Source organism: Vibrio sp. 10N.261.52.C2, assembly GCF_041471425.1.
GTDB lineage: Bacteria > Pseudomonadota > Gammaproteobacteria > Enterobacterales > Vibrionaceae > Vibrio > Vibrio crassostreae_C.
In genome coordinates this window covers 38,099-46,681 of sequence record NZ_JBFROH010000009.1, presented here as the reverse complement: position 1 = coordinate 46,681, position 8,583 = coordinate 38,099, and the positions used below count along the sequence as shown (strand labels likewise).

General features: G+C 46.6%; 5 protein-coding genes. 4 read left to right on the top strand and 1 reads right to left on the bottom strand.

Annotated features, from left to right (window positions below; all coding sequences use genetic code 11):
• The coding region (locus AB4307_RS02845; RefSeq protein WP_372131041.1) for a VCBS domain-containing protein at positions 1 to 1,376 on the bottom strand (1,376 nt) is incomplete at its 3' end.
• 233 nt (positions 1,377 to 1,609) lie between these two features.
• On the opposite strand from AB4307_RS02845, the gene AB4307_RS02840 reads away from it, so the two are divergent.
• From AB4307_RS02840 to AB4307_RS02825, 4 genes are all read left to right on the top strand, one after another.
• The gene (locus tag AB4307_RS02840) at positions 1,610 to 2,074 is read left to right on the top strand and encodes a hypothetical protein (RefSeq protein WP_017064449.1); all 465 of its coding nucleotides are present in this window, start codon (positions 1,610 to 1,612) and stop codon (positions 2,072 to 2,074) included.
• 99 nt (positions 2,075 to 2,173) lie between these two features.
• Positions 2,174 to 3,616 (top strand): TolC family protein, encoded by a 1,443-nt coding sequence (locus tag AB4307_RS02835; protein ID WP_372131058.1) that lies wholly within the window; start codon positions 2,174 to 2,176, stop codon positions 3,614 to 3,616.
• An 11-nt stretch (positions 3,617 to 3,627) separates the two neighbouring features.
• Positions 3,628 to 5,358, top strand: coding sequence for an efflux RND transporter periplasmic adaptor subunit (locus AB4307_RS02830; RefSeq protein ID WP_372131039.1), 1,731 nt, complete (start codon positions 3,628 to 3,630; stop codon positions 5,356 to 5,358).
• Positions 5,355 to 8,498 (top strand): efflux RND transporter permease subunit, encoded by a 3,144-nt coding sequence (locus AB4307_RS02825; protein WP_372131037.1) that lies wholly within the window; start codon positions 5,355 to 5,357, stop codon positions 8,496 to 8,498. The genes AB4307_RS02830 and AB4307_RS02825 overlap by 4 nt, the downstream gene beginning before the upstream one ends.
• Positions 8,499 to 8,583: the final 85 nt, after the last annotated feature.

Here is an 8,583-nt window from a genome sequence, read left to right as displayed (position 1 = left end):
CCGGTATTGGTGCCTGCAATCACAGCAGTATCATTAGTGCCATTAACGGTAATAGTGATTTGATGCGCTGTGCCATCAGCTGAGTGAACAGTGACGATGTCTGTCGCAGTTGAACCTTGGCCAAGTCTTTGAACTGCTGGGTTATTGTTGTCTAAACTGTATGTCCACGCACCGTCTTTGGTGATGCTTAGCGTACCGAAATTACTAGTCACTTGTGAGGCTTGAAAGTGGTCCTCTCCAAGATCAGAGTCCGTTACCGAAAGCTGCCCTTGAACTTGTGTCGTTAAATCTTCAGTTAACGTGCCAGCATCCACACCTGTGATAACGGCGTTGTCGTCGTTCCCGCCGATCGTCATATCGATCGTTTGCGGTGTGCCATCTTTGGTGTGAATTGTGAAACTTTCATGCAGTGAAGTGGCTGCGGTTAAAGCTTGAACATTAGAGAGCGAGTTATCAACTTGATACTGCCAATGTCCATCAGCATCGATAGTTAATGAACCATATTTACCTGAGATAACTTCCGGCGTAACCGAACTTTCATTTTGGTCAGGGTCTATGACATCGATTTTGCCGTTCGCATGTAACAAGCCTTGTGAATCAATATTGTGATCTTCTGTTACCACACCTGTTAAGTCTCCAGAAATATTTGGCGTGTCTTGCTTACCTGTTACCGGTATCTGAACAATGATGCTCGAGCCGTTAGATAGATGTAACGCAAAATGATCAGTACTTGGTTGGTGCTGGTTTAACAGGATGTATTGAGGAGAATTTGGATTCAATACGAATGTGTATTGACCATTTGCATCAACATGAAGCTCTCCGTAGGTACCTTTTATGACTTCTGGCATAAAGGTGACGGGTAAAGCGGGTGTCGTCGGCGCATTTGAATGAGTCGGCTGACCGTTACTTCCTGAGGAGATAGTCGGCATCGATACCGAAGGAATGTAATGGACTTGCGGGTGAGAAAGCGTCGACAAATGATGAGAAGGAACCAAGTTAGAGCTCGAGCCATGGGGATCGTGGCTTGCACTTAAGGTCGAGTTTACGTCGCTGTCGCTCTTTTGAGCCTCTTGATGAGTAACCGCTGATGAGTCTGTTTTTCCATGGTCGTCGCTGACATCTTTTTCTGTCACGTTATTTACGGGTAGCTGATCTACGGTATCGCCCGAGCTGTCTGCACCCTGGGCAGACGCGTGTTTAGCCAATGATGGCAGTATCATCATGAGTGATTGAAAAAGTGGGATATTAACTTTTAGGTGTGAATGCAGTCTGAGCTTCTTTTTTTGTGTTGGTTTCTTTTGTTCTAGCTCGTTACTTTTCTTATTTTTGATTTCTGTATTTTTCTTGTTTGCTTCGACGTTTTTTTTGTTAGCCATTTTTCTCATCCGTGAATCGTGGTTGCACTATTTTAAGTAAAATACACAGATAGAGGTTTCGCTAGCTAATTGGATAATTTTTAAAGAAAAAACTGCAAAGTCGAAGAATTATCTCATTTTGATGAAAGAGAGGATGAATACTTTTTCAACGGTCAGGTAAATATCGGCACAATGGCATTGACCTTACCCTAAGGGGAACGTTTATAGTTGCGTTGTAAATTCAAAGGTAAACTATGACAAACACATTCCGAAAAACTTGGATTATTGTTTTCAGCATCATTGCGATGTTGATGTCTAGCTATGCCTCAAGCTCCTCAGCCTTGATGACTGAAGTAATGATGATGGAAATGGGGTCGAGCAAGTCGGCTTGTTACCACAGCGATACTTCGGTTAATGATTCAATGGCAGGGTGTCATGTGATGAGTGAAGAAGTACACGCTGAAGACTCTAACATGAGTGCCCATGCTTTGATGGCTCAATGCGATATGTCTTCAATGAGCGAAGACGGTAGCTCGATGATGGGTAACCATTGTTCGAGTGTCGATTGCTGTGCCTCAATGTGTTCTGCAAGTCCCTATCCAATTCAGGCTGTTCAAGCCGTTGATCAACTTTCCTTTTCATTAGCTCGTTTTCAATCGGTCACGATTGGCCAGAAAGTCGCACGCGCTCAATCTTTGCTACGCCCACCTTCCGCATAAATCTATATCTAAAAATACAGCTCTATCAGTTAGATAAATCTGATAAGCCATTCTTTTTTATGCGCTAATTAGCGTTAGATATGGACATTCATTGTGAATATGAAACCAACAACCTCTGTGTTTGTCATGAACACGAGCTTAGTGGTTGCTGCTACCTTGCCTATGGCCTTGTTTTCAAGTGCTACGCTCGCGGCTACCACGGCGTCAGCTTCAAATGCTCAACACATTTCAGCACATGACCAAGCAAGCTCGACGCAGCAACTCAATACACTGATTGAGATTGCTTTAAGCGAAGATGGAAATCGCAAACAGTACTTTGCTCTGTCTCAAGCGATGCGAGAAACGGGCATTGCCAGCTCGACCTTAATGGACCCGAAATTGAAAGTTGGATTTGGCGGTTTGCCTGTCGATAGCTTTCAATTCGACGAAGACCCGATGACTAATATATCGGTAGGGCTGATGCAGCAGCTTGAGCGTGGCGATACGCTTAACCTCCAACAGAAAAAGGCAGGCCAGCAGGCTGATGCTTTAGCTTTGCAGGTGCAAGCAAGAGAATTGACGGTTGCGAATAGCATGACGCAGCTTTGGCTTGAGTTAGGTTATCAGCAAAAGGCTGAGTCGGTGATTCGTCAAAATCGTCGTTTGTTGGTTGAGCTTGAAAACTATGTACAAACCAATTACTCGATTGGTAAAAGTGAAGCGCAAGATCTGCTTAATGCTCAGCTCCAAGTGAGCAAGCTTGATGAGAAACTTCAGGCAAACCAGCAGGTTCAGCGTCGTCTAATCTCTCAGCTTTCTGAATGGTTGGGTTCTGATTGGCTAGGCTCTCAGGTTCTTGATTCTCAGGGCACACTGAATGCAACTAACCAAATCGATTGGTCGTTGTTGGAAAGCAAATTAGCGACCAATATCGATTCAACTAAGCACTACCAGCTACTGACTGACCATCCTTTGGTTAAGATCTCCGATGTCAGTATTTCCTCCAATAAAACTCAGGTTGAGTTAGCCGAGCAAGCTTATACCCCGCAGTTTGGGGTGGAAGTGATGTATGCACACCGTCAAGCCAATAACATGGCGGGTGAACCTGCTTCTGATCTGGTGAGTGCTTATCTGACAGTGGACATCCCGTTGTTTACAGGGAACCGACAAGATAAAAACTTATCGGCTGCTCAGTATCAAGTTGGTGCGGCTAAATCTCAAAAAGACACCTTACTTTCCCAAATGAACGCGCAAGTGAACGCATTGCTGGTGGACAGATCAAATCTGATCCAGCGATTAGATCGCTATCAAACGTCCTTGCTTCCTCAAACCGCAGCCCGAATCAGCGCGGTTGAGAGGGGCTATCAAAACAATACCGCTCAGTTTAACGATGTCATTTTAGCAACGACCGATGAGCTGGCGCTTAAGTTAGAGCAACAACGTTTGATCACCGATCTCAACATCGTTAACAGCAAACTGGCAGCGTTAGTCAGTGGCTTTGAATACCAAGTAAACCAACCACAACTCAACTCAAGCGCAACTAAACACACAGCCAATCAATAAGGGAATAGACAATGAGTACAGTAAAAGTAGCAACAATCGCTTTATTGGTCGGTGGTGCATTGGGTTTTGGTGTGAACTATTTTCTAATTAATCCAGCACATGACATGTCAGCAATGGCAACGAGTACAGGCGCAGATGTAAGTAAACAGGCCAAGGATGAACCTCTGTATTGGGTGGCTCCGATGGACCCAAATTATCAGCGTGATAAGCCGGGCCAGTCGCCAATGGGGATGGATCTTATCCCTGTGTATGCAGACGATGTGAACGGCGGAGCTAAAGATAAGCCCGGAACCGTGTTTATTGATTCTTCGGTAGAAAATAACCTGGGTGTCAAAACAGCGAAAGTTAAGTTCGAAGCGCTGTCTCCTCGGATTGAAACCGTGGGTTATGTGGCGTTCGATGAAAGTACATTGTGGCAAACCAACGTAAGAGCAGCTGGTTGGGTTGAGAAGCTCTACATCAACGCAGTGGGTGAGAAGGTAAACAAAGGTGATGTACTTTTCACACTCTATTCTCCAGAGCTTGTTAAAGCACAAGAAGAGTTGATCAGTGCTTATAAAACGGGTCGTAAAGGTTTGATCAAGGGCTCGACTGAACGCTTGGTCACCCTAGGTGTAGATAAAGCGCAGATACGATCCATCGCTCGTAAAGGGAAAGCCTCGCAAACCATCGAAATCAAAGCGCCTGCGGATGGTGTCATCGCTAGCCTGAATATTCGAGAAGGTGGTTATCTTTCACCTGCACAAGCGGTGATCAGTGCTGGCCCATTAGGCGAGGTATGGGTTGATGCTGAGGTGTTTGAGCGCCAAGCACACTGGATCTCATCAGGCAGCAATGCCGAAATGACACTGGATGCGATTCCCGGTAAGGAGTGGCAGGGCAACGTCGATTATGTCTACCCAATTCTGGACCCGAAAACTCGAACCTTGCGCGTTCGTTTGAAGTTCTCCAATCCCCATGGCGAGCTTAAGCCAAATATGTTTGCAAATATTGCGCTGAAACCTATTAGTGATGAAGCCGTTCTTACTATCCCAAGATCTTCGGTGATTCACTCCGGTGGTATGACTCGAGTGGTGATGACAGAAGGTTCTGGCAAGTATCGTTCTGCTCGTATTGAAGTTGGTCGTGAAGCTGGCGAAAAAATAGAGGTGCTTCAAGGGCTAGAGCAAGGTGAAAACATTGTCACTTCTGCACACTTCATGTTGGATTCTGAATCGAGCCAATCTGCTGATCTGTCACGCATCAATGGCGTTGAGGAAGAAGCTGAAACCGTGTGGGCAAACGGTGAAATTTCCGACGTTATGCAAGGCAGTCGTATGGTGACGATTAACCATCAGCCTGTTCCAGAATGGGATTGGCCGGGCATGGTGATGAACTTCACCTTTGCGGAAGGCTTGGACATGAGTGACGTGGAACGTGGTAAGGCAGTTGACTTTGAGATGCGAAAGACAGAGTCAGGGCAATACGAGGTTGTTGATTACAAGGTTAACAAACACAAGATCGCCGGCGAAGTTTGGGTAACGGGTGACATTACCATGTTGATGGCAGATTTTGGCATGATCACCGTAAAACATCAGCTAGTCCCTGAGTGGAATTGGAAAGCGGGTGAAATGAATTTCCAAGCCAGTGATGACCTTGATTTATCGGAGTTTGCCGAGGGTCAAACTATTCGGTTTCTAGTGGCGAAGCAGGGTTCTGATTATGTGCTCAAATCTTTAGAAGCGGGTGAGGGCGAACTATGATCAATGCAATCATTCGCTGGTCTATTAGCAACCGCTTCTTAGTGCTGGTTGCTACTGTAGGCATCGTATTTGGCGGCTTATACAGCGTTAAAAATACACCGGTCGATGCCATTCCAGATTTATCAGATGTTCAGGTAATTATCAAAACCAGTTATCCGGGGCAAGCGCCACAAGTGGTCGAAGATCAGGTGACCTATCCATTGACCACCGCCATGTTAGCTGTACCGGGTGCTGAAACAGTTCGTGGCTACTCGTTCTTTGGTGATTCCTATGTCTATATCATCTTCAATGACGATACCGATATGTACTGGGCACGTTCACGAGTGTTGGAGTACTTAAGCCAAGTTGCACCTAACTTGCCATCGAGTGCCAAGCCAACACTAGGACCCGATGCAACCGGTGTGGGCTGGGTTTACAGCTACGTGTTGCAAGATAAAACAGGTCAGCACGACTTAGCGGAACTTCGTAGTTTGCAAGATTGGTTCTTGAAGTATGAATTGCAAACTGTAGAAGGCGTGTCTGAAGTTGCGACCGTTGGCGGCATGGTGAAGCAGTACCAAGTACAGGTTGATCCTGCCAAGTTACGTGCATATGACCTGACGCTTCAGCAAGTCAACAAGGCAATCCAAGATGGTAATCAAGAAACAGGAGCGTCTGTTGTTGAGATTGCCGAAGCCGAACACATGGTTCGCACCACGGGTTACCTTACAAGCATCGAAGACATTCAATCTTTGCCGTTAAAAGTGACAGACAAAGGTACTCCGCTGCTATTAGGTGACATTGCTGACATTAACCTTGGCCCACAAATGCGTCGTGGTATCTCGGAACTCAATGGTGAGGGCGAGGCGGTTGGCGGAGTTATCGTGATGCGCTTTGGTGAAAATGCCAGTGAAGTGATCGACTCGGTTAAATCCAAACTCGCTGAACTGCAAGCTGGCTTGCCTGATGGTGTTGAGATTGTCGCGACTTATGACCGTTCGACTTTGATTGATTCAGCCGTTGAAAACCTTTGGAAGAAGCTGGCTGAAGAGTTCATCGTGGTCGCCGTGGTGTGTGCGCTGTTCTTGTTCCATATCCGCTCATCACTGGTTATCGCACTAAGCCTGCCTGTTGGTATCTTGGGTGCATTCATTGTGATGCATTGGCAGGGTATTAACGCCAATATCATGTCTCTTGGCGGTATAGCGATTGCGATTGGCGCCATGGTGGATGGTGCCATCGTGATGATCGAGAACGTTCATAAACACATTGAACGGACTCCGCTCACTGACAAAAACCGTTGGCAGGTGATTGGTAAGGCAGCAGAAGAAGTTGGCGCACCGCTGTTCTTCTCTCTGATTATCATTACCTTGAGTTTTGTGCCTGTGTTCGCGCTAGAAGGGCAAGAGGGCAAGATGTTCTCGCCACTTGCATTTACCAAGACGTATGCAATGGCCGCTGCAGCCGGTTTGGCTATCACGCTTGTTCCTGTGCTAATGGGTTACTTCATTCGCGGCAACGTGTTACCTGAACACAAAAACCCAGTAAACCGAAGCCTAGTGGCGATGTATAAACCGCTTCTGAACCTCAGCCTCAAGTATCCAAAGGTGATGATTGTTATCGCACTTGGCTTAATGGCGTCTGCTTATTACCCAACCAGTAAGCTTGGTAGTGAGTTCATTCCTCCTTTGGATGAAGGGGATTTGATGTACATGCCAACCACGTATCCGGGCATCTCAATTGGTAAAGCGCGTGAGTTGTTGCAACAAACCAACAAACTCATCAAAACCATTCCAGAAGTCGAAACCACGTGGGGCAAAATTGGTCGAGCAGAGACAGCAACCGATCCTGCACCACTGACTATGATTGAAACGGTTATTCAGCTTAAACCAAGAGATGAATGGCGTGACGGCGTCACTACTGAGTCGCTACGAAAAGAGTTTGATGATCTGATTCAATTCCCCGGTTTGACTAACGCATGGGTTATGCCAATCAAGACTCGGATCGACATGTTAGCGACCGGTATTAAAACGCCAATCGGAATCAAAATAGCAGGGCCAGATCTGAGTGTTATAGAGGACATTGGCTCTCAGCTCGAACCTATCTTAAATGGTGTTAGCGGTACGGCTTCTGTGTATGCCGAACGTGTGGCTGGTGGTCGCTATGTCACGATAGATATCAAACGTCTTTCTGCTGCACGATATGGCTTGAGCATTAAAGAAGTGCAACAGGTTATTTCGACTGCGGTTGGTGGCATGAACGTGGGCGAAACCGTTGAGGGGCTAGAGCGTTACCCAATCAATGTCCGTTACCCACAAAGCTATCGTGATTCTGTCGTTAAGCTGCAGAACCTGCCGTTAGTGACACCAAATGGAGCGCGAATTGCTTTGTCTGATGTCGCGGATATTCGCTATGAAGATGGGCCACCAATGATTAAGACGGAGAACGCGCGTCCTAATGGCTGGGTGTTCGTTGACATCGAAGGTCGCGACCTTGGTTCTTATGTGGCAGAGGCGCAAAAAGTCGTTACAGATCAAATCGTCTTGCCTGCCGGATATTCACTGGCATGGTCTGGTCAATACGAATACATGGAGCGCGCCAAAGAACGTTTAAGTGTCGTTGTGCCAATTACCATCGCCATCATCATGTTATTGCTCTACCTCAGCTTCCGCCGTGTCGGTGAGGTGATGATGATTATGCTGACATTGCCACTCGCGATGGTTGGTGGCCTATGGCTGATGCATGTCCTCAATTACAACTTCTCGATTGCGGTGGGTGTGGGCTTTATCGCCCTTGCCGGGGTAGCTGTTGAGATAGGCGTCATTATGTTGGTCTACCTAAACCAAGCATGGCACTACAAAAAATTGGATGCGGAGCAGAACCAGCAAGCACTTCAGAGTGAAGACTTAACGGATGCGATTCGTGAGGGTGCAGGACTGCGTGTTCGCCCAGTGATGATGACAGTACTTACGGTGATCATTGGCCTCATTCCAATTATGTATGGCGAGGGAACGGGCTCAGAAGTGATGCAACGAATCGCCGCGCCAATGATAGGTGGTATGGCTTCTGCACTACTGCTTACCTTACTGGTGTTGCCTGCAATCTTTAAGCTCTGGAAACAGCGTGAGATTACGCAAAGCCAAAGCGTGACAAAAAAATAACGTATTGACTATTAGCCCTTACTTACCAAAAACAGAGAGGTAAGGGCGCATTACATGAACATGTGAAACCAACAAAACAAACAGA